Annotated in this window: 24 protein-coding genes; 15 read left to right on the top strand and 9 right to left on the bottom strand. The window is 38.0% G+C overall.

What is annotated here, in order from left to right; all coding sequences use genetic code 11:
- The first annotated feature begins 117 nt into the window (after positions 1 to 117).
- The 3 genes from AC07YT_RS19910 (at position 118) to AC07YT_RS19900 (ending at position 2,423) form a co-directional block, all read left to right on the top strand.
- A complete protein-coding gene (locus AC07YT_RS19910) occupies positions 118 to 780 on the top strand; it encodes a PDDEXK nuclease domain-containing protein (protein ID WP_494945490.1) in 663 nt (220 codons plus the stop codon).
- A 135-nt stretch (positions 781 to 915) separates the two neighbouring features.
- Complete coding sequence (locus tag AC07YT_RS19905; RefSeq protein ID WP_086548910.1) at positions 916 to 1,662, top strand: glycosyltransferase family 2 protein; 747 nt, start codon at positions 916 to 918, stop codon at positions 1,660 to 1,662.
- A gap of 200 nt (positions 1,663 to 1,862) precedes the next feature.
- Positions 1,863 to 2,423, top strand: a complete 561-nt coding sequence (locus AC07YT_RS19900) for a type 1 glutamine amidotransferase domain-containing protein (RefSeq protein WP_086548909.1) — start codon at positions 1,863 to 1,865, stop codon at positions 2,421 to 2,423.
- Positions 2,424 to 2,527: 104 nt separating this feature from the next.
- Here AC07YT_RS19900 and AC07YT_RS19895 read toward each other — a convergent pair whose 3' ends face one another.
- From AC07YT_RS19895 to AC07YT_RS19865, 7 genes are all read right to left on the bottom strand, one after another.
- A complete protein-coding gene (locus tag AC07YT_RS19895) occupies positions 2,528 to 3,571 on the bottom strand; it encodes a hypothetical protein (protein WP_086548908.1) in 1,044 nt (347 codons plus the stop codon).
- Between the two features lie 113 nt (positions 3,572 to 3,684).
- The gene (locus tag AC07YT_RS19890) at positions 3,685 to 4,875 is read right to left on the bottom strand and encodes a serine hydrolase domain-containing protein (protein WP_086548907.1); all 1,191 of its coding nucleotides are present in this window, start codon (positions 4,873 to 4,875) and stop codon (positions 3,685 to 3,687) included.
- A gap of 40 nt (positions 4,876 to 4,915) precedes the next feature.
- Complete coding sequence (locus tag AC07YT_RS19885) at positions 4,916 to 5,830, bottom strand: lysophospholipid acyltransferase family protein (RefSeq protein WP_086548906.1); 915 nt, start codon at positions 5,828 to 5,830, stop codon at positions 4,916 to 4,918.
- Positions 5,831 to 5,920: 90 nt separating this feature from the next.
- Complete coding sequence (locus tag AC07YT_RS19880; RefSeq protein WP_086548905.1) at positions 5,921 to 6,847, bottom strand: lysophospholipid acyltransferase family protein; 927 nt, start codon at positions 6,845 to 6,847, stop codon at positions 5,921 to 5,923.
- 560 nt (positions 6,848 to 7,407) lie between these two features.
- The gene (gene typA / locus AC07YT_RS19875) at positions 7,408 to 9,213 is read right to left on the bottom strand and encodes a translational GTPase TypA (protein WP_086548904.1); all 1,806 of its coding nucleotides are present in this window, start codon (positions 9,211 to 9,213) and stop codon (positions 7,408 to 7,410) included.
- A gap of 197 nt (positions 9,214 to 9,410) precedes the next feature.
- A complete protein-coding gene (locus tag AC07YT_RS19870; protein ID WP_086548903.1) occupies positions 9,411 to 10,184 on the bottom strand; it encodes an alpha/beta hydrolase in 774 nt (257 codons plus the stop codon).
- Positions 10,185 to 10,260: 76 nt separating this feature from the next.
- Positions 10,261 to 10,848, bottom strand: coding sequence for a Crp/Fnr family transcriptional regulator (locus AC07YT_RS19865; protein WP_086548902.1), 588 nt, complete (start codon positions 10,846 to 10,848; stop codon positions 10,261 to 10,263).
- Positions 10,849 to 11,006: 158 nt separating this feature from the next.
- Here AC07YT_RS19865 and AC07YT_RS19860 point away from each other — a divergent pair, with 158 nt between their 5' ends.
- The gene (locus AC07YT_RS19860; protein ID WP_086548901.1) at positions 11,007 to 11,366 is read left to right on the top strand and encodes a DUF4180 domain-containing protein; all 360 of its coding nucleotides are present in this window, start codon (positions 11,007 to 11,009) and stop codon (positions 11,364 to 11,366) included.
- A gap of 106 nt (positions 11,367 to 11,472) precedes the next feature.
- Here the strand turns inward: AC07YT_RS19860 and AC07YT_RS19855 are convergent, their stop codons facing one another.
- Positions 11,473 to 11,925, bottom strand: a complete 453-nt coding sequence (locus tag AC07YT_RS19855; RefSeq protein ID WP_086548900.1) for a VOC family protein — start codon at positions 11,923 to 11,925, stop codon at positions 11,473 to 11,475.
- Between the two features lie 136 nt (positions 11,926 to 12,061).
- Between AC07YT_RS19855 and AC07YT_RS19850 the strand changes: the two genes are divergently transcribed.
- The 3 genes from AC07YT_RS19850 (at position 12,062) to AC07YT_RS19840 (ending at position 15,219) form a co-directional block, all read left to right on the top strand.
- Positions 12,062 to 12,757 carry a TIGR02117 family protein gene (locus tag AC07YT_RS19850; RefSeq protein WP_086548899.1) on the top strand — a complete coding sequence of 232 codons (696 nt, stop codon included), beginning with the start codon at positions 12,062 to 12,064 and terminating at the stop codon, positions 12,755 to 12,757.
- A 114-nt stretch (positions 12,758 to 12,871) separates the two neighbouring features.
- Entirely contained in the window at positions 12,872 to 14,308 is a 1,437-nt protein-coding gene (locus AC07YT_RS19845) for an MBOAT family O-acyltransferase (protein ID WP_086548898.1), read from the top strand.
- Positions 14,309 to 14,310: 2 nt separating this feature from the next.
- Positions 14,311 to 15,219, top strand: coding sequence for a hypothetical protein (locus tag AC07YT_RS19840; RefSeq protein ID WP_086548897.1), 909 nt, complete (start codon positions 14,311 to 14,313; stop codon positions 15,217 to 15,219).
- A 3-nt stretch (positions 15,220 to 15,222) separates the two neighbouring features.
- On the opposite strand, the gene AC07YT_RS19835 is transcribed toward AC07YT_RS19840, so the two are convergent.
- Positions 15,223 to 16,035: an alpha/beta hydrolase gene (locus AC07YT_RS19835; protein ID WP_086548896.1), complete on the bottom strand. Its 813-nt coding sequence runs from the start codon at positions 16,033 to 16,035 to the stop codon at positions 15,223 to 15,225.
- Positions 16,036 to 16,218: 183 nt separating this feature from the next.
- Here AC07YT_RS19835 and AC07YT_RS19830 point away from each other — a divergent pair, with 183 nt between their 5' ends.
- The 8 genes from AC07YT_RS19830 to AC07YT_RS19795 all read left to right on the top strand — a co-directional run bounded on the left by AC07YT_RS19830 (position 16,219) and on the right by AC07YT_RS19795 (position 23,059).
- Positions 16,219 to 16,926, top strand: a complete 708-nt coding sequence (locus tag AC07YT_RS19830) for an esterase family protein (protein ID WP_086548895.1) — start codon at positions 16,219 to 16,221, stop codon at positions 16,924 to 16,926.
- Positions 16,927 to 17,115: 189 nt separating this feature from the next.
- A complete protein-coding gene (locus AC07YT_RS19825; RefSeq protein ID WP_086548894.1) occupies positions 17,116 to 18,210 on the top strand; it encodes an ATP-grasp domain-containing protein in 1,095 nt (364 codons plus the stop codon).
- 29 nt (positions 18,211 to 18,239) lie between these two features.
- Positions 18,240 to 19,340 (top strand): carboxylate-amine ligase, encoded by a 1,101-nt coding sequence (locus tag AC07YT_RS19820; protein ID WP_029274724.1) that lies wholly within the window; start codon positions 18,240 to 18,242, stop codon positions 19,338 to 19,340.
- Positions 19,341 to 19,347: 7 nt separating this feature from the next.
- Positions 19,348 to 20,175: a type 1 glutamine amidotransferase gene (locus AC07YT_RS19815; RefSeq protein WP_086548893.1), complete on the top strand. Its 828-nt coding sequence runs from the start codon at positions 19,348 to 19,350 to the stop codon at positions 20,173 to 20,175.
- Positions 20,176 to 20,186: 11 nt separating this feature from the next.
- Entirely contained in the window at positions 20,187 to 20,873 is a 687-nt protein-coding gene (locus AC07YT_RS19810) for a hypothetical protein (protein ID WP_086548892.1), read from the top strand.
- A 14-nt stretch (positions 20,874 to 20,887) separates the two neighbouring features.
- The gene (locus AC07YT_RS19805) at positions 20,888 to 22,075 is read left to right on the top strand and encodes a hypothetical protein (RefSeq protein WP_086548891.1); all 1,188 of its coding nucleotides are present in this window, start codon (positions 20,888 to 20,890) and stop codon (positions 22,073 to 22,075) included.
- Positions 22,076 to 22,300: 225 nt separating this feature from the next.
- Positions 22,301 to 22,459 (top strand): FeoB-associated Cys-rich membrane protein, encoded by a 159-nt coding sequence (locus AC07YT_RS19800; protein ID WP_082458743.1) that lies wholly within the window; start codon positions 22,301 to 22,303, stop codon positions 22,457 to 22,459.
- A 12-nt stretch (positions 22,460 to 22,471) separates the two neighbouring features.
- Positions 22,472 to 23,059: a Crp/Fnr family transcriptional regulator gene (locus tag AC07YT_RS19795; RefSeq protein ID WP_086548890.1), complete on the top strand. Its 588-nt coding sequence runs from the start codon at positions 22,472 to 22,474 to the stop codon at positions 23,057 to 23,059.
- Positions 23,060 to 23,083 lie beyond the last annotated feature (24 nt).

Raw genomic sequence — 23,083 nt, 5'->3', positions numbered from 1 at the left:
CAAAACGCTGATAATGAGATTGTTAAAATTATCCCAACACTGTTGGCCCAAATTGAAAATCATTTCTTTAAACTAAGTTTTTCACATCATGTAGAGTTAATCCAATCTACAAAAACTTTGGAAGAAAAGATATATTACATCCAAAAAACAGCAACCGAATTTTGGAGTTTAGCTAAGTTAAAACACCACCTCAAAAACAAATCATTTAGTAATTCTGGTAGTTTACCAAACAACTTTTCGAAAACAATTTCTAATGATGACATAAGGCAAAAAGCACTGCAGACTTTCAAAGATGAATATTTGCTGGACTTCATCAACATAGAAGATACCGACGAAAATGATGAGCGGGTTTTAGAAAGTGAAATCGTACATAATGTTAAAAAATTCCTAATGTCATTAGGTTCTGATTTTGCTTTTATTGGCAATCAGTACCGGTTGATTGTAGAAGAAGAAGAGTATTTTTTAGACCTTTTATTTTTTAACCGCCGCTTACAGTGCCTGGTGGTTTTTGAGTTAAAAACTGGCAAATTTAAGCCAGAATATATGGGCAAAATGAATTTCTACCTTTCAGCTCTGGATGAATATATAAAGCAACCTCACGAACAGCCCTCAATAGGCATCATTTTATGCAAAGAAAAAAACAACAAAGTGGTGGAGTTCTCCTTCAGGGATTTTAACAAAGCAATGGGTGTTTCTACCTACAAAACCAGTAAGGTACTGCCATCTGCTTATAAAGGCTTATTACCGGATGTAGAAACCCTCAAAAAGTTGATGGATTAACTGTTTAACACCATTATAAATTTAGCTTAATTCCTTGGTTCGCAGGTCAAATGTTTACCCAATTTCATTTTCACATTGAGGCAGAAAAATTTCCACAATCTTTATTAAATTTACTCCAAACCAAAAAGCCATCCCTTGCCAAAGCTAACTGTCATCACCATTGTTTACAATAATGTTCGAGATATCGAACGTACCATTCAGTCTGTCCTCAATCAGAGCTATAAAAAAATTGAATATATTGTAATAGATGGAGCCTCTACCGATGGTACTTTGCAAGTTGTGCAGCGTTACGAAGATCGGATTACAAAAATTGTATCCGAACCCGATAAAGGCATTTATGATGCCATGAACAAAGGTTTGGCACTAGCTACTGGCGATTATGTTTTATTCATGAATTCAGGCGATGAGATTTACGATAAACATACGGTAGAAGATGTTTTTGCTACAGCTCCTGGTGCCGACATTTATTACGGCGAAACCGAAATGTACAATGATAATTGGGAAAATTTAGGTCGCAGAAGGCATGAAGCGCCTGAAGAATTCGACTGGACGAGTTTTAAGTATGGCATGAACATCAGCCACCAAGCCATTTATATCCGACGAAGCATTATTACCCCTTACGATTTAACTTATCGGTATAGTGCCGATATTGATTGGATTATCAAAGCGGCAAAAAAGGCTTCGAATATTGTAAACGTTCACCGCTATGTGGCCAAGTATCTGGTTGGTGGAATGAGCAAGAAAAAACACCGCGAAAGTTTAAAAGAACGCTTTAAAATCTTTACTAAATATTATGGTTTAGTACCCAATATTTTTAATCATATCATTATTGCGGGCAATTTGGCCTTGTATTTTGTAAAACACCGCAGAACCAACGATTAGCTAATCTCCGGCAGGTCGTCATTCTGAACTTGTTTCAAAATCTATCCTAACTAGACAGTATTATTACCCAAAAGATGCAGAATCCGAAGATTCGGGACAGCATGATGATCGGGTTAATTAATATCGCAATCTCAAATTTCTAAAAACAATAATTTTTCTTAACTGTCTTTAATATATCACCTATTAAAAATTTAAAGATTATGGGACAATTAAGTAACCGCACTATTGCTGTACTTTCAGAAAGCGGATTTGAAGAAGTAGAATTAACCGAACCAGTTAAAAGGTTAAAAGAAGAGGGCGCAACCGTTCACATTATCTCCTCAAAAAGCGGAAAAATAAAAGCCTGGGACCACGATCACTGGTCGATAGATGTGGATGTTGATAAAACCATTTCGGAAGCAAATGCCGATGATTACAACGGTTTACTTTTACCGGGTGGCGTAATTAATCCTGATCAGTTACGCGTTAACGAAGATGCCCTGGCTTTTGTAAAGTCTTTTTTTGCTGATGGAAAGCCTGTTGCTGCGATTTGCCACGGCCCACAGACTTTAATCAACGCAGATGTTGTTCAAGGAAGAAAACTGACTTCAGTAAAGAATATTTCACAGGATTTAATTAACGCAGGCGCACTTTGGTCGGATGAGGAAGTAGTGGTAGACCAGGGTTTGGTTACAAGCCGTACACCAAAAGATTTACCTGCTTTTAACGATAAAATTGTAGAGGAATTTGCCGAGGGTGTTCATGAGGGGCAGCATGCCTAAAAACTTTGGACGCTCTTTCTAGATTCACTCAAAAACGGTTGGCAGCTTGCTGGCCGTTTTTATTTTTGTCTTCTCTGCGTGCTGTCAGGTGTTACCACGGAGCTTTACAATTTAACCTGCCTGATAATATTTTTGATATTCAGTTCAATAATATCTGTCATGGTTTTACAGCGCAAATAATTTGTATCCTTAAAATAATCGCTCATACTCTGTTTTAGCAGCGCGATATTTTCTGGAGTGGTTAATTCTTCTTTATTCGAAACATCGCGGAGATCGGTCAGGCGATGCCGTTCGCTCCTTACCCGATGCACAATAGACGAGCGTTCTTCCTGCTGGTATTGCAGTACCGTTTTATCTGTCAATTGCTCCATGCTCATTTTTACATAAGGTAGATTTTCTTTAAAAAACTGAGGCAGATAAACCTTCAAATTTCCTTCGTAAAACTGTTGGTCAAAGTCTATTGCACGGATACGGAACTGGATATCATCGAAATCGGGTGTAATCTGTACCACAAAGTTATAGGCCCGCATATCGCCCAAAAGCATAATCAAACAGCGCTCATTAAACTTTACAAACTCTTTTGCTATTCTGGTGGGATTAAACTCTGGCGTATACAACTGTCCTTTTGTAAAAACATCGCCTGGAATCCCGGCAATATGTTCTTCTACTAAAGTATTGCCATCAACAAGATAATTCACCTGGTTAGGTGAAAGGATTTCTTCCATTTCTAAACCATAAATACGCGAGGCATCGGCTTTTTTAATATAGAAATAATCGTAAACATCATTTAAACGGTTTACAATGCGGATGCGAAAAGGATGGGTATTGCCGAAGGTGCAGTATTCTATTTTATCGATGTACTTATGCTCAACAATGCGCAAATTGCCGGATGCTTTTAAGTTCGCATAAATTTCTTTTAAACCATCGTGTAAGGTTTCAATTAAATCCTGTGCATATATAGGTCCTTCCCAAAGCGAATCTTTACCAAACTTATCCATTAGTGGAAACGCTTCATTAAACTGCATTAAATCGTGATAACCGATGGGTAATTTCGCTTCACGCTGGTAAGTACGCAAATATTTCTGCAAAGCAGGTGTTACCGGAAAAATCGGCTTCTTTTTTGAAATTCTTACATCGTTGTTTTCCATGCAGCGGCAATGTACTATTTTAAAAAATTAACCGCAAAGGCCGCTAAGTTTTACGCGAAGAAAGAAAAAATCCGTAGCGTTATTTGCGCTCCTTATTCCTTCGAACTTTGCGGTTAAGACTTCGGATAGCTAAACGGCAGACCACTTAAATACCTGCTGATTTTGCGGTAAGGATAATGACCAGCACCACGATCAGCAAACTGCACAATAATGGTGTTTGTTTTTGGATCCATATATAACCTTTGGCCAAGCATTCCTTCTGCAGCGTAATCTCCTTTATCTCCTTCCTGCGGAATCCACCAGAGGTAATGATGTGCCGATTTTTGCCAGCCCTTTGCAGAAGCAGGTTGTTCTGAACCCATATTGACCGATTGATCCACCCAACGCTCTGGCACGACCTGTTTACCATTGTATTTGCCTTTGTTTAAATATAACCGGCCAATTTTAGCGAAATCAATAGCTGTAACCTGAAAACGGCTCGCGGTATTTGTCAAACCGTTCACTTGGTCTAATCCCCAGCTTGCATTATACGCTGCCCCTATTTTTTTCCATACATTGGCTTCAAAATATTGTGCTACAGATTTTCCTGTTGCTTTTTGTAAAACCCAGCCCAATACAATCGGATCGATACTTTTGTATTTCCAAACCGTGCCTGGTTGATTTACCAGTTTAACTTTCATCAACTGTGCTTTCATATCATTGGTATAATAATATTTAGCCTCATCAGAAAAAAACGCTTTTACTATTCCGCCCAACGCATCCTGAAATTCAAGGCCCGATTTCATATCCAGCAGATTTTTCAAGGCAATTTGTTCAAAGGCAGGGTTCGATTTTAATTCGGGAATATACCGGGTTACTTTATCATTCAGGCTATTAATACTATGATTATTTAAGGCCTGACCGAGCATAATAGAAATCATGCTTTTAGCGCCAGAAAATATAGTCGTCAAAGTACTGTCGCTATAACCCGTGTTATATCGCTCATATAAAACACTATCATTCCTGATCACGATAAAAACATTGATCTGCCCATTTTTTAAATATTCTTTCAATGGAATAGATTGGTCCTTCCCATCTAAAACATGCAATGTATCTAAATCGTTTCGCTGCTGAGCCGGTCTGATAAAATGAAAGGAAGAATCGCTTTTATGTGAAATTTCCTGTGGGAAAATTTTGTAGGTTTCGGCGTTGGGTGTTCTATGTTTTAATACATTCAACAAATATGGTTTCCAAAGGAATAATGCCAGTAATGATAAGAAAAACGAATAAATCAGGATTAACAGTATTTTTTTAAAGGTTTTCATCGGCAGGCATTATCACAACAAATATAAAATATTTAGGAAATTATGCCTGCTTTAGTATTTCATTTGAAGCAAATAGCAGCTGGTGCTTAGGCTTGTATTTCCACCTTCTATGGCTCCACAACCAATACGCTGGCTTTGCCCTGATTATTTCTTCCAAAAAACGGGTATGCATTTCGGTAATTTCGAACTCAGCGGTTTCAGCCGGATTTAAACATAACGGCACACAATCAACTTCATAAAAACCGCGTTTCAGCACATTGATTTTAAAATAAAATATTGGTTGATTGGTGCGTTTTGCAATTTTTTCAATCCCCAGCTGAACAGAACTGGCCTGATGCATAAAACTTGTCCAGTAATGCGATTCGTCTTTCGAGGGCGCCTGGTCATTCCCAAAACTAAACATGCTTGGTTTATCTTTACTCGCCTGCAAAGCCCGCATGGTTTGCCGCATGGCAATTAATTGATTGCCAAATTTGCTTCGTACTTTTTTAAACCAATTATCAAACGTAGGGTTTGTTAAGGGTTTATAAATTGGATAATGATCTGCAGAAAAGTTAAGCCCGATGCCCAAAGTACCCCACTCCCAGTTACCATAATGCGCTGAACAGATCAACACACTCTGACCACGATCTAAATATGCCTGGACCTGTTCTTTGTTTTTAAACACAAAACGTCTTTTGATCTCTTGTTTGGAGATGCTATTCATTTTAACAATTTCGAAAACCAGAGAGGCCAGATAACGGTAAAACCGTTTTTCGATCGTAATAATCTCTCGTAATGTTTTATCAGGAAATGCGTTTAACAGGTTTTTCCTGACCACTTTGCGCCGATAACCAAAAACAAAGTATAACAGTAGATAAGTTCCATCGGCCAGTATGTATAAAACAGATAATGGGAACAAAGATAATACGCCTAAAAAAAATATTCCCAGATGGGAAATCCCCTTTTTAATCATACCAGAAATTTTAAAATGCTAATTTAAAAAGCACCTTAAAAAATTATGCCACGAAAATGTTAGTTTTCATATTTAGACAAATGGATTAGCCTAAGCCATGGCATCCATTCTATTCTGATCATTTGACATCACTTTTGAAACCTTTGGTTCAGGTTTGTATTTCCATCTGCGGTGGCTCCATAACCAATAAGCAGGGGCTTCTTTAATCATATCCTCTAAAAAGCGGGTATGCATTTCGGTAATTTCAAACTCGGCAGTTTCGGCGGGATTTAAACAGATTGGCACACAATCTACTTCGTAATATCCTCTTTTCAAATAATTGATTTTCAGATAAAAAACCGGGCGGTTCGTTTTTTTTGCGATTTTCTCAATCCCCAGCTGTATAGAAGATTCCTGATTTAAAAAGCTTGTCCAGTAATTCGATTCGTCTTTTGAGGGTGCCTGATCGCTGCCAAAGGTAAACATGGTTGGTTTATTCTTATTGGATTGGATAGCCCTTAAAGTTTGGCGCATGGATACCATTTGGTTGCCAAATTTGCTTCTCATGGTCAGAAACCACTTATCGAAAGCTTCGCTACTTAACGGTTTATAAATTGGGAAATGTTCGCCCGAAAAGTTTAAACCAATTGCCATACACACCCATTCGTAATTGCCATAATGTGATGAACAGAAAAGTACACTTTCATTATTTTTGAGGTAAGCTTCTACCAGATCGGTATTTTTAAATTTTACCCTTTTGTTTAATTCTTTTTTAGAAATGCTTTTCATTTTGATTACTTCAATAAAAAGTGAAGACAAAAATTTATAAAAACGCTTTTCTATCGCATTGATTTCGATCGTATTTTTCTCAGGAAACGCATTAACCAGATTTTCCCTAACCACTTTCCTGCGGTAGCCAAAAACATAAAATATTAACACGTAAAAAGCATCCGCCAATCTGTATAAAATAAATAGCGGCAACAGCGAGAGCATATTTAATAAAAATATACCCGTTTTGGATAACCCTTTATTAATCATGATGGTGGATCATTAGTTTGCTAGCAAAAACACAAAATTAAAACTGAAAGCAAAATTAATTGCCATCTAATTGTTAGTTTTTTTATTCCTACAGGTTTTATGAAAAAACGCTGACAAAAATTGCACATTGATTAACGATTTAACTGACCAGCAACACCTTACCCGAAGTTATTCTCCCCTGCCATTGAAGTCGGCAACGCTCAAATTAGGTGAATAATCAACCAATCTATAATCACAGCCCTAACCGTTCTAAACCTTATTTTAGCGGTATCCCCCGATTCTTCATCGGGGATTTAGCGGAAAGAAGGACTAACCTTAAAAAATGCACTAAAACTGCTTTTCTTATTATTTCTATTACCGTTTAAGATTTAACACAAGAGTTGACAACTTCAGCTCCTATTGACTATTAAAGTTGTCAACTCTAATTAGAAACATAAATGATGCGCCCAGCTCAGATGTTCTTAGGTGGCTCAGGTGGTAAACCAATTAGCAACCTTTAATGTTTAAACGCAAAAAGCCCCGATTTACATCGGGGCTTTAATATGTATATGTTTAAGGAATTAAGCGAATTGCTTTCCTTTAACTTTACGTTCTTGTTCTGTTAAGAAGATTTTACGTAAACGCATGCTTTGCGGTGTAACCTCGATATATTCATCAGCCTGGATGTATTCCATTGCTTCTTCTAAAGAGAATTTAATTGCTGGTGCGATACGCGTGTTATCATCAGTACCAGAAGCACGCATGTTGGTTAATGCTTTACCTTTTACCACGTTTACCACTAAATCGTTATCACGGATGTGCTCACCCATAATCTGACCTTCGTAAACATCAGTTCCCGGATCGATGAAGAAACGACCTCTATCTTGTAACTTATCAATTGAATAAGCTGTAGTTTGTCCTTTTTCCATTGAAACCAATACACCATTTAAACGACCTGGGATTGTACCTTTCCAAGGCTCGTAAGCTTTGAAACGGTGTGCCATAATCGCTTCTCCTGCTGTAGCAGTTAAAACGTTATTACGTAAACCAATGATACCACGTGCCGGAATTTCGAATTCTAAGTGTTGTAAATCGCCTTTTGGCTCCATAATTAACAACTCACCTTTACGTTGAGTTACCAATTCGATTACTTTACCAGAAACTTCTCCCGGAACATCAACGATTAAAGTTTCAATTGGCTCATGTTTTTTACCATCAATTTCTTTAATGATAACCTGAGGCTGACCTACCTGAATCTCATAACCTTCACGACGCATCGTTTCGATTAATACAGATAAATGGAGAATACCACGACCATAAACTAACCAGGCGTCTGGAGAAGCTGTTTCAACAACTTTTAAAGCTAAGTTTTTCTCCATCTCTTTGTATAAACGTTCTTTAATACGCTGAGAGGTTACTAATTTACCTTCTTTACCAAAAAATGGAGAGTTATTAATGGTGAACAACATGTTCATGGTTGGCTCATCAATGCTGATCACCGGTAATTGTTCTGGTGCTTCGAAATCAGCAATAGTATCGCCAATATCAAATCCATCAATACCTACAACCGCACAAATATCACCTGAACTTACTTCTGAAGTACGGATTTTTCCTAAACCTTCGAAAGTATAAAGTTCTTTTACTCTTGATTTTACAATTTTACCATCGCGTTTAATTAAAGTAACCGGTTGGTTTTCTTTAATTGTACCACGGTGTACACGACCAATTGCGATACGACCAACGAAAGATGAATAATCTAACGAAGTGATCTGCATTTGCAAAGTACCGTCGTTAATTGGTGCAGGTGGAATATTAGCCACAACCGCATCTAATAAAGCGAAGATATCAGTAGTGGGTACTTTCCAGTCGGTACTCATCCATCCTTGTTTAGATGAACCGTAAATTACCGGGAAATCCAATTGATCTTCAGTGGCTTCAAGGTTAAAGAACAATTCGAAAATCTGCTCGTAAACCTCTTCCGGGCGACAGTTTTCTTTATCCACTTTGTTTACTACCACAATTGGTTTTAAACCAAGGGCCAAAGCTTTTTGCGTTACGAAACGCGTTTGAGGCATTGCACCTTCAAAAGCATCGCAAAGTAAAAGTACACCATCTGCCATTTTCAAAACACGCTCTACCTCACCGCCGAAATCCGCGTGACCAGGAGTGTCAATAATGTTAATTTTTACGTCTTTGTATTGAACCGATACGTTTTTAGATACAATCGTGATACCACGCTCGCGCTCTAAATCGTTGTTATCCAATATCAAATCTCCTGTTTGTTCGTTGTCACGAAAAATAGAACAAGAATGTAAAATCTTATCAACCAAAGTAGTTTTGCCGTGGTCAACGTGTGCTATAATAGCTATATTTCTAATCTTTTGCATAAAATGCGCCTCAAATTTGGCGCAAAGATAGTGTTTTGAAATGGATTTTCTACTATATCTCTCACTATTTAATATGATGATAATGTTGTAATTATCTCATTTTTAAACAGAAAAGCGAGAGCAATGTTTTCCCTTTCTTACACACCCGCCTTTCCGGTTAGAATTAATTTAAAACCTTAAGTAAACCTGTCAGGAATTTAGTTTTTGATCCAGTTGTAGATATAAGTTGCTACTTCTTCCCAGTTTTTTTCACCACAAATGAAGTGGCCTCTTCCTTCAAACATTTTAAAATCGGTTATGCTATCTGGATTTTTGTAGGCTTTAAAATTTCTTTTGTTCAAACTCGCTGGCATAATATGGTCTTTTTCGCCAGCGATAAACAATAAAGGTTGGTGGGCTTTTTTAAAATCTACCTTGGCATAACTTTTTAAGGTTCCCCAGGCAATCGCTCTGCTTTCTGGCACCACAAATTCATCAAATACCTGATCAGATGCTGCTCTTGGCAAAGTATTACCGAAGGTATAATGGAACCACGATTTAGTAGGCATAAAAACAGAATTACCTTTAAATGGATTAACCACTGTAAAATTAGATTTCCAGAAGCTCCATTCGTATGGAATAACACCCATTGGAGGGGCACCATCAATCATTACCCCAGCTTCGCCTTTACCCAGGTCCATTAATTTTTGAACGGTTAAACCGCCCAATGAGTGTCCGATCAGAATGGGTTTCTCCGGCAGGGTGTCGATAAATTTCACAAGGTTATTCACCACATCAACGAAATTTACCTTGGTTAGATTGGGATCAATGTTGGTTCTTAAAGCAGTTGGATCACCTTCATGCGATGGATTTGCAGGTGTATAAACGGTGTAACCTTTAGCTTCGAAGAAAGTTTTCCAATTTTCCCAACTTTTATTGTTTACAAATAGACCATGTACAAATACGATTGTTTTTGATTTTAAAGTTTTCATGTTGTTTTTAGTTTTAATTTGATACCTCAAATCTCCAGCTTAAAAACAGCAATAATTTTAACCTAAGTTAAAATCGTTATTTACCTGTAAGTCTTTTTCTTATCCTGCTTAACGATGGCCCCTGGATGCCCAAATAAGAGGAAATATGATAGAGCGGAATATTATTAAAAATTTGCGGGTGGTATTTAATCAGATCGAGATAACGCTGCTCGGGTGTTTTAAAAACAAAACTCTCCGCCCTATCCATAGCGATGTTAAATGCCTCCTGCGCCAAAAGCCGTCCAAAAGTCTCCCATTGATGAGATTGCTGGTACAATTGCAATAAATCATCAATATGGATATAAACCACAGTCGCATCAGTCATGGCCTGTGTATGATAATCGCAAGGTTGTTGGTTAATAAAACTTTTAAAGGTTACTACAAACTGGTTGCCTGAGTATAAAAAGACATTTTTCTCTTCGCCGCTTTTCTCATCAACCACGTAAGAGCGAAATACCCCATCGATGATAAATCCTAAAAATTTGCAAACCGTTCTATGCTGGTTATAGAAATCGCCTTTTTTATATTGTTTTATTTTCCAGTGTGGTTTTGAGGATTCGAACGCTTCGGCGTCCATTTTAGCAAACTGAGAAAAGGCATAAGCAACAATTTCGATTTCTTGCATGGTTGTGGGAGGATAATTAGCTTTAAAGGCTAATATCGCTATAAAATTCTAAAATAGAATAAACAGATTTTTACCAGATGTTCTGTTTAAAAGCAAAATTTATATTAGCAGCAAGGAAATGAATATCATTACCTTTATCCGCCTATTTAAAATTACCGATGAAAATTGAATCACACACCATAAACAATACCAATATTGCCGAGCTCATTTCGGAAGAAATCATCATTAATCATGCAGAAGATGGATTAGATTTATTGGGGAACTTATATTACCAGGGCTTTGATAAAATTATTATCCATGAACGCAATATCACGCCCGATTTCTTTGACCTTAAAAACGGGATAGCCGGAGAAATTCTCCAAAAGTTTTCAAATTACCGGGTAAGCCTGGCCATTATTGGCGATTTTAGTCCATATCAAAGCAAAAGCATCAAAGATTTTATTTACGAAAGTAACAAAGGCAAACACATTAATTTTTTGGGCTCAACAGCTGAAGCCCTGCGGAAATTTTCCGGTTAAACTATTTGTTATGAACATTGTCACATTGAGCTTGTCGAAATGCTTTAAGCGATACTTCATAGATCCTTCGACAAGCTCAAGATGACAATTCTATAATAAGATTACATTAAATATTTCTATTTAACCACTCCTGGTAAGAAATCACGCCCAACTCTGGCCTGGCCTCTCCTTCTAAAATGGCAATAAATTCCAATATATGCCCGTCAGGATCATTAAAATAAATGGCCAAGGCTGGCATCCAGGCGAAAACCATAGGTTCGTGGTTTCCATTTTTAAGAAAGTTATAGGGCTTTAGGTTTTTAGATTCAAGAAAACTAATCGATTTGTCCAGTACGTCTTCCAGGTCGCAACCAAAGGCAAAATGTCTGACATCAATCTCAACTTTTGGTTTTTCCCAGATCCCCAGCATCGCTTCTTTTGGTTTCCCTATCCAGAAAAATGCAATTCTGCGTTCTTCTTCGTAATGGCATTGTGTTAAGCCCAGGGTATTGCTGTAAAAATCAATCGATCTTGCCAAATCTTCAACATAAATATGGGTTTCAAAAAGTCCTTTTATCATATTGTGAATGTAGGTATTAGTTGAAGTCGCAAAAAATCATGTTTTTCGATGCCGCCATCAATAAAATCGATATCCCGCAGTAAATGGGTTACCAAAAACTCAAATGCTGTATTAAGGATAAAATAATCTGACCGAAATGAACAAAAGGTTTTTAAAATATGCTGGCAGATGCTGCATTGCTTTGATTATGCTGATTGGATTTTACTTTTTAACGGCTTTTGCTTGTTCGCGTATCACTATAAATGCCTATCCAAAAAACGCTAAGGAAGTTAACATATATATTATGACTAACGGCGTACATACTGATATTATCGTTCCGGCGGTAAGCGCAGAAATGGACTGGACAAAAGAAATCAGTTACCAAAATACGCTGGAGGCCGATAGCACTTATCAATACCTGGCGATGGGTTGGGGCGACAAGAAATTCTACCTTGAAACACCAGAATTTTCAGACCTTAAACTCAGCAATGGGCTCAGGGCCATTTCAGGCTTAAGCACATCTGCCATGCACACCACTTACTACAAAAACATTTGGGAAGATGCGGACTGTAAGAAAATTAGCATCAGCAAAACGCAATATCGACAGTTGATCGATTACATCTTAAATAGCTTCAAAAAAGATGAAGCCGGACATTTGATCAATGTAAAATCGAATATCCATTACGATATTGGCGATGCCTTTTATGAGGCAAAAGGGAGTTACAGCATTTTCAAAACCTGTAATACCTGGGCTAATGCAGCACTAAAAGCATGCGGACAAAGAAGCTGTTTGTGGACCATTTTCGATACTGGTATTTTTCTAAAATACAGCGATAGAAATACCGTGAAGTAGCTATACAGGTATTTTACAACTTTAAGCAATTCTGCGTACAAATTTACCGACCCTATTAATCGGACGGCTCAAAGCGTTAATTTTATTCCTAAACGAAGTATTAACCTCAACGCTATGCTGTTTAACTCTTTTAGCTTTGCTGCTTTTCTGCCCATAGTTTTTATACTGTACTGGGTTTTGGGAAAAGAACGTTTAAGATCTAAAAATATATTATTGCTGGGGGCAAGCTATTTCTTTTATGCCTGCTGGGATTGGCGTTTTATGTTCCTGCTCATTTTTTCCACCTTACTGGATTATTTCACCGGCTTAAAAATGACGGAAAGTAAAAACAGTAAGTCTAAAAAATTTTGGTTCTGGCTGAGCATTTCCATCAATCTGGGTTTTTTAGGGATATTTAAATACTACAATTTTTTCGCCGACTCTTTTGCCGATGCCATTGCAAATTTTGGCCTTCAGGTAAACCCATGGACATTAAAAGTCATTTTACCTGTGGGCATATCGTTTTATACTTTTCATGGTTTGTCGTATGTAATCGATATTTATAAAAACCGGATACCGGCAGAAAAGAACTTTATTGATTATTCTTTATTTGTGAGTTTTTTCCCGCTGCTGGTTGCCGGGCCCATAGAACGGGCAACGCATTTACTTCCTCAGATCAAAAAAGAAAGATCTTTTGATTACAGCAGGGCGATTGATGGTTTACGCCAGATTTTATGGGGTCTGTTTAAAAAAATCGTCATTGCCGATCAGTGTGCCAATTACGCCAATATGATTTTTAATCATTCCGGAGAATATTCCGGCAGCACTTTATTGCTTGGCGCCATTCTTTTTGCTTTTCAGATTTATGGCGATTTCTCTGGCTATTCAGACATTGCCCTGGGTACAGCACGGTTATTTGGGATTGAGCTGTTAAGAAACTTTGCCTATCCCTATTTCTCCAGGGATATTGCCGAATTCTGGCGGAGATGGCATATCTCGTTATCCACCTGGTTCAGAGATTACCTTTACATCCCATTAGGTGGAAGCAAAGGCGGCACCTGGATAAAAGTAAGGAATACGTTTATCATCTTTTTAGTGAGCGGTTTTTGGCATGGTGCCAACTGGACATTCATCATCTGGGGATTATTAAATGCACTGTACATTATGCCCTTGATTGTTTTCAATACTAACCGATCGAACCTGGATACTGTTGCTCAAGGAAAAATATTCCCAAGCTTAAAAGAATTTGCAGCGATGGTATTAACCTTCGGTTTAACTGTTTTCGCCTGGATCTTTTTCAGGGCAAATTCTGTACAGCATGCTTTCAATATCATATCAGCCATTGGTTCTGAGTCGTTTTTCAGTATTCCCCAAATATTGCCGGTTAAACTATTTCTGTTATTGGCCTTGTTTATTTTAATCGAATGGAATGGCAGAATGGAACAATATGCCATTGCCAGATTTGCATTATCGTGGCCTAAACCAATTAGATGGGGTATTTACTACGGCCTTGTGCTGGTCATATTCTTTTTCGCAGGCGCCGAACAACAATTCATTTACTTTCAATTTTAGCTATGAAAAAATTCACTAGATCTATCGCCATCTTTCTGCTTCCAATTCTCTTTCTGGCTGTTTTTTGCGAAGTTTTGATCCGAAGGATTCCAAACGATTACGAGTACAAAAAAAGTTATCTCGACCATCACGCCAAAGAGGTAAGTATTTTGTTTCTGGGCAGCTCTCATGTATATTATGGCATCGATCCGAAATACATCAAATCGAGCTTTAACGCGAGTTACATTTCGCAGTCCTTTGATTATGATCTGGAAATTTTAAAAAAGTACAGCCAACAATGGGATCATTTAAAATACATTGTCATCCCTGTTGATTATTTTTCCTTTTATGGCCGTTTACAAAATAGTCCCGAAGCCTGGCGGGCAAAAAATTACCGCATTTATTACGACATCAATACTGATCATAAAATTTTTAACAGTACGGAAATACTGAGCAATAAACTCGACATCAATTTAAGCAGGCTTTTAAACCATTATGTTAGAGGGGAAAATGACATTAGCTGCAGCAGCCTGGGTTGGGGTTCGAGCTACAAAGCGATTCATCACAAAGACTTAATCAAAAGTGGCGTAACAGCCGCAGCACGACATACTGCGAAAGATAATCTACAATATTCAACTAACCTGCATTTACTGGATGAAATTATCGCCTTTGCCGAGCACAAGCATATAAAGGTGGTCTTGTTTACCAGCCCGGCTTATAAATCTTATGTATCGCATTTAAGCAAAAACCAGTTGAAGACTACACTTTCTACCATTAAAAAACTGAATACCTTCCACACTACAGTCAGGTACTTTAATCTTTTGCAGGATAGTTCTTTTCATGCGCAGGATTTTTACGATGGCGATCACCTTAACGAAATCGGGGCTAAGAAACTCAGTTTAAAAATGAATGCGCTTTTGGCGAAGATATAACCGTTAAACTTCAAATGCCCAATCTAAAAAGGCCGGCATTACACTTTCCCAGGTGGGAACATCATGTTTGCCGCCTACTTTTTCGTAGTAAAAAACATTGTCAGGCCTTTTATAGCCTTTGTTTAAGAGTATTTTAACTACATCAATCGTATCATCTATCGAATCGATAATCATATTTTTATTCCGATCGGCCTTTTCGTCTTCTGTCCCGGTCATTAACCAGAATTTCATATCCGGACTGGTAGAAGTACTTTCCAGCTGCGCATGCATAATACGGTCGGCATCGCTATAACCCTCGGTCAAATCTTTTTTTCTCCACCAAAATGCGCCAGAAAAAACACCAACGGCATCAAAAGCAGAAGGATTGTTCCAGGCAATATCAAAAGCAGATAAACCGCCCAAAGAAAATCCGGCAAAACCTACTTTACCGGTTATTGGCATTGCAATTTTCTTTTTAACAAAAGGTAAAAGTTCTTTGATCACGAAATCGCTGTATAAGTGGGCTTTCGCCCCGCGGCCCTTAAAATCAGGAACGCCTGCAACACCATATTCCATTAATCGGTCGGCTGATGCCCTAATGGCCACAACAATTAACCTGTGGTTTCTTTTGCCATGGTGGGCTTCTTCTAAAATGCGGCTAAACTCCATTTTGGCCACATCCTGCCCATCATTTAATAAAAGAAGCTCTATTTTTTCATTCCCTAAAATACCTTCAGGTGTATAAATATCTATTTCTACCTCATGCTTTAAATAAGCTGAGGGTATTTTAAAGTGGCTGGTGTTAACTTTTACCGATAAAATTGTGGTGTACATCATAATCAAAATCCCCTATCACATGGCTATCGCCTCAGAATTAGGGTGCAAAGGTACAAATCTCCGTAAACTATTAATTATCATAGGTTAATTTTTACAATTGGCTTTCGATTGGTATCATTTTTACGGCTTAAGCTATTCTTTTTGTAGATTTTAATTTATACCTTAAGTCATTCAATTTTTATTATGGTTAAAGAAGAACATAAGAAATGGTACAGCCCGAATTTAAGTGGCGAAATCGACATGCTCATCTTTGGTCACGGTGGTATCCCTATCCTACTGTTCCCGACAAGCATGGGTCGATATTTTGAAAATAAAGATTTTAAGTTGATCGATTCTGTTGAGGGTTTTATCAACGAAGGAAAAATTAAGATCTATTGCCCGGATGGTGTTGACAAATTAAGCTGGTACAACAAAAGTATCCATCCTGCAGACAGGGTTAAAAACCACATCTGGTACGACAAGTATTTACTGGAAGAAGTAGCACCTTTGGCCAGACATGAAACCGGACACAGTAAAATTATTACTGCCGGCTGTAGTTTTGGCGGTTACCATGCTGCTAATTTCGCTTTCCGGCATCCCTGGCTGGTTAGCCATATGTTTAGCATGAGTGGCGCTTTCGATATTTCTGGCCAGCTGGATGGTTTTTACAATGATGATGTTTATTTCAACAACCCTGTTGACAACCTGCTGAACAACAGTAATCCTGAATTACACTACATGAAAATTGTGCTGGGTACAACCGATCGGGATATGTGCAGGGGCGACAATGAACGTTTATCAGAAATTTTAAGAAAAAAAGGCATCGACCATTGGCTGGATATCAGGCAAAATGCTGATCACGATTGGCCCATCTGGAGAGAAATGTTTCCGGATTATATCGCACAATTATAATTATTTAGGCTAAAGACCAACATCCCGGGTCGATTACTTAGCAAGAACTACAGTTTTAAAACAATTAACCGATTAACCAGTTAAACAATTAAACTAAAATTTACCAATGAAACCATCATGAGCAAACAAGTACAACCAGCAACACTGCTCATGATCGCTTAATCACCATTGAAAGACAAATTTAAAACGATGAAAAAAATAGGGATTTTATTTGGACAGGAACGCTCTTTTCCTGAAGCCGTAATCGAAAGAATCAATCAAAAAGCAGAAAAAGGCATTACTGCCGAAGCTGTTAAAATCGACAAAATATTTCAGAATGCACCATTAGGTTATTCGGTCATTATCGATCGCATTTCGCAGGATGTACCATTCTACCGCGCATCATTAAAAAATGCCGCAATTACCGGAACTGCCGTAATCAACAATCCATTTTGGTGGAGTGCTGATGAGAAATTTTTCAATAATGCACTGGCTGAGCAAATTGGTGTACCCGTACCCAAAACTGCCTTAATCCCATCACGGGAACACCCTGCAGGAACCACTGGAGAATCTTTCTCGAACTTAACCATGCCATTAGATTGGAATGCCATTTTCGAATACACTGGCTTTCCGGCCTATATGAAGCCTTACGATGGTGGGGGCTGGAGAGATGTTTATAAACTGCATGATAAAGAAGATTTTTTTGATAAACACAGTGGCACACAACAATTGGTGATGCTTTTGCAGGAAGAAATTATTTTCGAAGAATATTTCAGGTGTTATTGCATAGGCGGAAAATACGTTCGTATTATGCAGTACGATCCACGGAACCCACATCATTTGCGCTATGCAACAGAAGGTAAATCGCCAGATCCAAAACTGCTTAAAACCGTAGAAGAATACACCTTAAAACTATGTAAATATTTAGGATACGATTTCAATACGGTTGAATTCGCGGTGCGTGATGGCGTGCCTATTGCAATCGATTTCTGTAACCCTGCACCAGATGCCGACATTAAAAGCGTTGGTCAGGAAAATTTTGACTGGGTAGTAGAAACCACAGCCAATTATGCCATAGAAAGGGCTAAAGCGCAAAAAGACGGACAAGATAATTTAACCTGGGGCGAATACATCAAATCATCGGTTGGCGGTAAACCGCTAATGGCTAAGGCTACACCAAAGGTGGCTAAAGCGGCAGCGCCAAAGAAAGTTACTGTTACAGAAAAGGCTAAAGCTACACCAAAGAAACCGGCAACAGCAGAAAAAGCACCAGCAAAGCCTAAAAAAGCTGCACCAAAAAAATAATTGGGATTTAAATTTTAATCAATATCAGGATGAACGAGTTTACGCTGGGCATAGAAGAAGAATACATGGTAATTGATCCCGTTACCAGAGAGCTTACTTCTCACGACCAAAAAATTGTAGAGGCTGCACAAAAAATTCACAAAGACCAGGTTAAGGCCGAAATGCACCAGGCTGTAGTAGAAGTTGGAACTGGCATTTGTAAAACAACCACCGAGGCACGTAAAGAGATTTCTCAGTTACGTTATACCGTATCACAACTCGCCGGCGAACAAGGCTTAAGAATTGGCGCTGCTGGCACTCACCCCTTTTCGCACTGGGAAAAACAGTTAATTACTGAACATCCACGCTATAATGAGATTGTAAACGAACTGCAGGAAGCCGCACGCTCTAACCTCATTTTTGGCCTGCATGTACATGTAGGTTTCCAGTCTCGTGAACTGGCCATTCATATTGCCAACCAGGTGAGGTATTTTTTACCGCACGTTTTTGCTTTATCAACCAATTCTCCTTTTTGGGAATCACGAAATACAGGTTACAAATCTTTCCGCACCAAAATTTTCGATAAATTTCCCCGCACCGGTATTCCTGATATTTTTAACAGCATAGAGGATTATGATAATTATGTAAAACTGCTCATCAAAACCAATTGCATGGACAATGCAAAGAAAATCTGGTGGGATATTCGTGTTCATCCGTTTTTTGATACCGTAGAGTTCCGCATTTGCGATTGCCCGATGCTAATTGATGAAACCATGGCTTTTACCGCATTATTTCAGGCTTTATGTGCCAAACTGTACAAATTACGGTTGCAGAACATGGAATTTATCAGTTATTCGAGAGCATTAATTAACGAGAATAAATGGCGGGCTGCACGTTATGGAATTGACGGGAATCTAATCGATTTTGGAAAAGAAATGGAAGTAAACTGCCGCAATCTTATTTTAGAATTATTGGATTTTGTGGATGATGTAGTAGATGATTTAGGCTGCCGTGATGATATTAATTACGTGCATAAAATCCTCGAACATGGCACAGGCGCAGACCGGCAGTTGGCAGTTTACCAACAAACTGGTAACTTTGAGGCGGTGGTAGATTATATTACTACTCAAACACTTATAGGCGCAAAGTAATTTTATAATGGATAAAAGTAGCTTAAAGGTGGCCGTTATTGACATGAATAATGGCGCACCTAATCAGGGTATGCGGGGGATTCAGGAAATTTTATCCCGTTTTAGAAACGAAAACAATATCGATTTAAGCTTTGATATTTTTGATTTAAGGCAAAAAGGAGAAATACCAGGCATCGGATATGATGCTTATATCTCTAGTGGCGGGCCAGGAAGTCCGGTTGAAAGTAAGGGTGAACAATGGGAAAATGATTTCTTTCACCTCTTAGATCAGATAGAAGCTTTTAACCATAAAAACGACGAAAGAAAAAAGTATGCCTTTTTGATCTGCCATTCCTTCCAATTGGCTTGCAGGAAATATGAATTGGGCAATGTAACCGAAAGGCGCTCGAATGCTTTTGGTATTTTCCCGATTACCTTAACAGAAGATGGAGAAAAAGACGAAATTTTTAATGGCATCACCAACCCTTTCTTTTCAGTCGATAGCAGAGACTGGCAGGTTATCGAACCAGATTTTGCTGCTTTCGAGAAAAAAGGCGCTAAATTATTGGCTATCGAAAAAGAACGTAAACATGTCGATTTAGAACGCTGTATGATGTCAATCCGCTTCTCTGATGAAATTATCGGTACACAGTTCCATCCAGAAGCTGATCCGGTAGGCATGAAAATGTATTTGCTTCAGGAGGAAAAGAAAAAGGCTATTGTTGATATGCACGGCGAACAAAAATACCTGGATATGTTAAACAGTTTAGACGATCCGGCAAGGATTGTGCTGACGCAAAGTGTTATTTTACCTAATTTCTTACAAAAAGCAATTGGGAATTTACAAGAGGCATAGAACTAACACTCATGAAAGCGGTAGAAGACTATAAGCTACAAGATATCGAATTACGGGATGTAGAAGATACACTAGGTTACATAGCAAAAGCTTTCGAACTCAATTTGTCATCTGATGCTTTTTCAGAAACAAAAACATTTGGAGATATCTGCCAGGTTTTCCAAGATAACATTGCTTATCAGAATGAAGAAAGTTGTACCTCTCAACAAGCCTTTTATAAGATCCGAAGTGCCATCGCTGTTTCACAAAAAATTGATAGAGGAAGTATTACCCCTAGGACTCGCCTTCATGAAGTTTTCCCTAGGATTGGTCGTAGGAAGAAAATAAAAGCATTTCAAAAAGAACTGGGTATACCAGTTAATTTTTTAACCATGAAAACTTGGCTAATATTTTTAATTATTGGTGGTTTTATAATCTCATTGGTAGCTTTTTTCTTTAATTGGAAATTTGCTTTGACAGGGATTTTGACTTGTTTGATTTTTAACTGGATAGCAATGAAGCTCCGTCAGGAGATTGAATATATCTCAATTGGTAAACTCACTATGAAAATTACAAGAGATCATTATATGCAAGTGAGAAGAAATCCTAACACCATCAATAGAAATGAAATAGTAAAAATAATTCAATGCAGTTTTATGTCAGATTTGGATTTAAAACTGACGGAACTACATAAGGACGCACTACTTGGCAAAATCTAAACAACACATTATACATGATACCTGCTCAACGCCAAAAATATAACCAGCAGTTTACCGAAGAGAAGTATCAAAACTTCCTTGCCGAATTGCAAAATGGCTATCCACCAATTCCTTTTCGTGTGGCAGAAACGCCAGTTTTTTTACCTAAAGCGTTAAAAGAAAAACTGATTGCAGCGGGTGAAGAAATCATAAAATTAATAAAGCAACCTAACTTTAAGGAACTCACCCAAAAATCAATTCCTGTAAGCTGGAATGTGCCCAATGAAAATGAGCAACCTCATTTTTTAACTTTCGATTTTGGCATATGTAAAAATGAAGGGGGAGAACTTGTTCCCATGTTAATCGAAATGCAGGGATTTCCTTCCTTATATGGCTTTCAGCATCATCTGGCCAAAACGTTTCAAAGCAGTTTCGAAATAGATCATTCGGTTAATTATTTTTTAAACGGATTTACCGAAGAAAAGTACATCAACCTGCTTAAAGAGGTTATTATTGGTAAACATCAGCCAGAAGAAGTGGCCTTAATGGATGTAGATGCACTTAACCAGAAAACGGCTATCGATTTTTTGGTTACCCAAAACATGCTTGGTATTAAAATTTTGGCACTGGAAGACATTAAAAAAGCAGGCAAACAGCTCTTTTACGAAGAAGATGGCAAAAAGATCCGGTTAAAAAGGATTTATAACCGCCTGATTTTTGATGAAGTGGCCGATAATACTGAAATTTTTAAAAACAGCTTCGATCCACGTGAGGAGCTGGACGTGGAATGGGTAACGCACCCTAACTGGTTTTACCGCATCAGTAAGTACACCATGCCATTTCTAAAAAGCGAATTTGTACCTGAAACACGTTTTTTAAATGAGTTGAATACAATCCCTAAAGATTTAGAAAATTACGTACTTAAGCCTTTATTCTCTTTTGCTGGCATGGGTGTAATTATCGATGTTAGCGAAACAGACATTAGCAATATAAAAGATCCCGAAAACTGGATTTTACAAAGAAAAGTAAATTACGAGCCAGCCGTACAGGCGCCTGATGGTGGTGTAAAGGCAGAAGTAAGAATGATGTACTTATGGCCCGATGGTGGCGAGCCTCAGCTTTGCATCAATCTGGCCAGGTTAAGCAAAGGCAAAATGATTGGCGTTCGTTACAATGCCGATTTCGATTGGGTTGGTGGTACTGTAGGTTTTATGGAAGAATAGTTCTTGTTTTCTTTACCATGGAGATTACAAAGAATAAAACACAGATATGCTCCTTCCGTGATTCCGTGGCAAGCAAAAAAGTTCGTAGATACATGAATTATAACGAAAGAAATAATAATTCATCTATTCAAGATAAAAAACCCCGTTTCCGCGGTGATAAAACCGTATCTCAATAATTTACATTCATCTGAACACCGTACTCCTAAAAGCACTTATATTTGCATTATGGATATTCAAACGATTTTAGTCTTTTTACTTTTTGCGGTAGCATTGGTATATGTTGGCCGTTTGGTTTTTAAATCTTTACAGGTAAAAAAAGATGGATGTGGTGGTAATTGTAAATGTGGTGTAGATTTTTCCGATATTAAGCCCGTAAAAAAATAACATCCCACCTTTATGATTCATCAGTTCCAAAAATACTTACAGGAAAAAATAGAAATAACTGATGAGCAGTTCGAAAGCATATCATCTGTTTTAAAGGTTAAAAAATTCGAGAAAAACGAAATATTGCAATATACCGGCGATAATTTCAAACACGGATATTTTGTAGGCAAAGGTTTGTTGCGTGCGTATTCAATTGACGCGAAAGGCAAAGAACACATCCTCCAGTTCGCCCCCGAAAACTGGTTGGTTTCTGACCGCAACAACATGAACAATGAGCCATCAATATTTTTTATCGATGCCATTGAAGCAACCGAAGCGGTGTTAATGCCCAACAATTTTATGGAAGAAGCAGCCAGACAAGTACCCTGCTTACAACCCATGCAAATTAAATTGCTCAACAATTCGATCCGCTTTATGCAGAAAAGAATTAACATGTTATTGAGTGCAACGGCGGAAGAAAGATACCTCGATTTTATTAAACTTTATCCTAACCTTACGCTCCGTGTGCCGCAATGGATGATCGCATCTTATCTGGGCATTACGCCTGAATCGTTAAGCCGTGTAAGAAAGGAGCTGGCTAATAAACACTTCAGACCATAGATTGAATGTTTTTGTTAAATCCTA

The organism is Pedobacter sp. GW460-11-11-14-TSB4 (assembly GCF_059423705.1).
The sequence above is the reverse complement of the archived record's forward strand: the minus strand, read 5'-3'. Positions and strand labels throughout refer to the sequence as shown.

What these genes read in the sequence shown, in the direction of transcription:
- AC07YT_RS19880 (WP_086548905.1), bottom strand. Translation starts at nt 6,847, where the DNA reads ATGATTAATAAAGGGTTATCCAAAACGGGTATATTTTTATTAAATATG.
- AC07YT_RS19810 (WP_086548892.1), top strand. Translation starts at nt 20,187, where the DNA reads ATGAAAGCGGTAGAAGACTATAAGCTACAAGATATCGAATTACGGGAT.
- AC07YT_RS19885 (WP_086548906.1), bottom strand. Translation starts at nt 5,830, where the DNA reads ATGATTAAAAAGGGGATTTCCCATCTGGGAATATTTTTTTTAGGCGTA.
- AC07YT_RS19845 (WP_086548898.1), top strand. Translation starts at nt 12,872, where the DNA reads ATGCTGTTTAACTCTTTTAGCTTTGCTGCTTTTCTGCCCATAGTTTTT.
- AC07YT_RS19835 (WP_086548896.1), bottom strand. Translation starts at nt 16,035, where the DNA reads ATGATGTACACCACAATTTTATCGGTAAAAGTTAACACCAGCCACTTT.
- AC07YT_RS19815 (WP_086548893.1), top strand. Translation starts at nt 19,348, where the DNA reads ATGGATAAAAGTAGCTTAAAGGTGGCCGTTATTGACATGAATAATGGC.
- AC07YT_RS19895 (WP_086548908.1), bottom strand. Translation starts at nt 3,571, where the DNA reads ATGGAAAACAACGATGTAAGAATTTCAAAAAAGAAGCCGATTTTTCCG.
- AC07YT_RS19865 (WP_086548902.1), bottom strand. Translation starts at nt 10,848, where the DNA reads ATGCAAGAAATCGAAATTGTTGCTTATGCCTTTTCTCAGTTTGCTAAA.
- AC07YT_RS19830 (WP_086548895.1), top strand. Translation starts at nt 16,219, where the DNA reads ATGGTTAAAGAAGAACATAAGAAATGGTACAGCCCGAATTTAAGTGGC.
- AC07YT_RS19795 (WP_086548890.1), top strand. Translation starts at nt 22,472, where the DNA reads ATGATTCATCAGTTCCAAAAATACTTACAGGAAAAAATAGAAATAACT.
- AC07YT_RS19900 (WP_086548909.1), top strand. Translation starts at nt 1,863, where the DNA reads ATGGGACAATTAAGTAACCGCACTATTGCTGTACTTTCAGAAAGCGGA.
- AC07YT_RS19850 (WP_086548899.1), top strand. Translation starts at nt 12,062, where the DNA reads ATGAACAAAAGGTTTTTAAAATATGCTGGCAGATGCTGCATTGCTTTG.
- AC07YT_RS19870 (WP_086548903.1), bottom strand. Translation starts at nt 10,184, where the DNA reads ATGAAAACTTTAAAATCAAAAACAATCGTATTTGTACATGGTCTATTT.
- AC07YT_RS19800 (WP_082458743.1), top strand. Translation starts at nt 22,301, where the DNA reads ATGGATATTCAAACGATTTTAGTCTTTTTACTTTTTGCGGTAGCATTG.
- AC07YT_RS19860 (WP_086548901.1), top strand. Translation starts at nt 11,007, where the DNA reads ATGAAAATTGAATCACACACCATAAACAATACCAATATTGCCGAGCTC.
- AC07YT_RS19890 (WP_086548907.1), bottom strand. Translation starts at nt 4,875, where the DNA reads ATGAAAACCTTTAAAAAAATACTGTTAATCCTGATTTATTCGTTTTTC.
- AC07YT_RS19820 (WP_029274724.1), top strand. Translation starts at nt 18,240, where the DNA reads ATGAACGAGTTTACGCTGGGCATAGAAGAAGAATACATGGTAATTGAT.
- AC07YT_RS19855 (WP_086548900.1), bottom strand. Translation starts at nt 11,925, where the DNA reads ATGATAAAAGGACTTTTTGAAACCCATATTTATGTTGAAGATTTGGCA.
- AC07YT_RS19840 (WP_086548897.1), top strand. Translation starts at nt 14,311, where the DNA reads ATGAAAAAATTCACTAGATCTATCGCCATCTTTCTGCTTCCAATTCTC.
- typA (WP_086548904.1), bottom strand. Translation starts at nt 9,213, where the DNA reads ATGCAAAAGATTAGAAATATAGCTATTATAGCACACGTTGACCACGGC.
- AC07YT_RS19825 (WP_086548894.1), top strand. Translation starts at nt 17,116, where the DNA reads ATGAAAAAAATAGGGATTTTATTTGGACAGGAACGCTCTTTTCCTGAA.
- AC07YT_RS19805 (WP_086548891.1), top strand. Translation starts at nt 20,888, where the DNA reads ATGATACCTGCTCAACGCCAAAAATATAACCAGCAGTTTACCGAAGAG.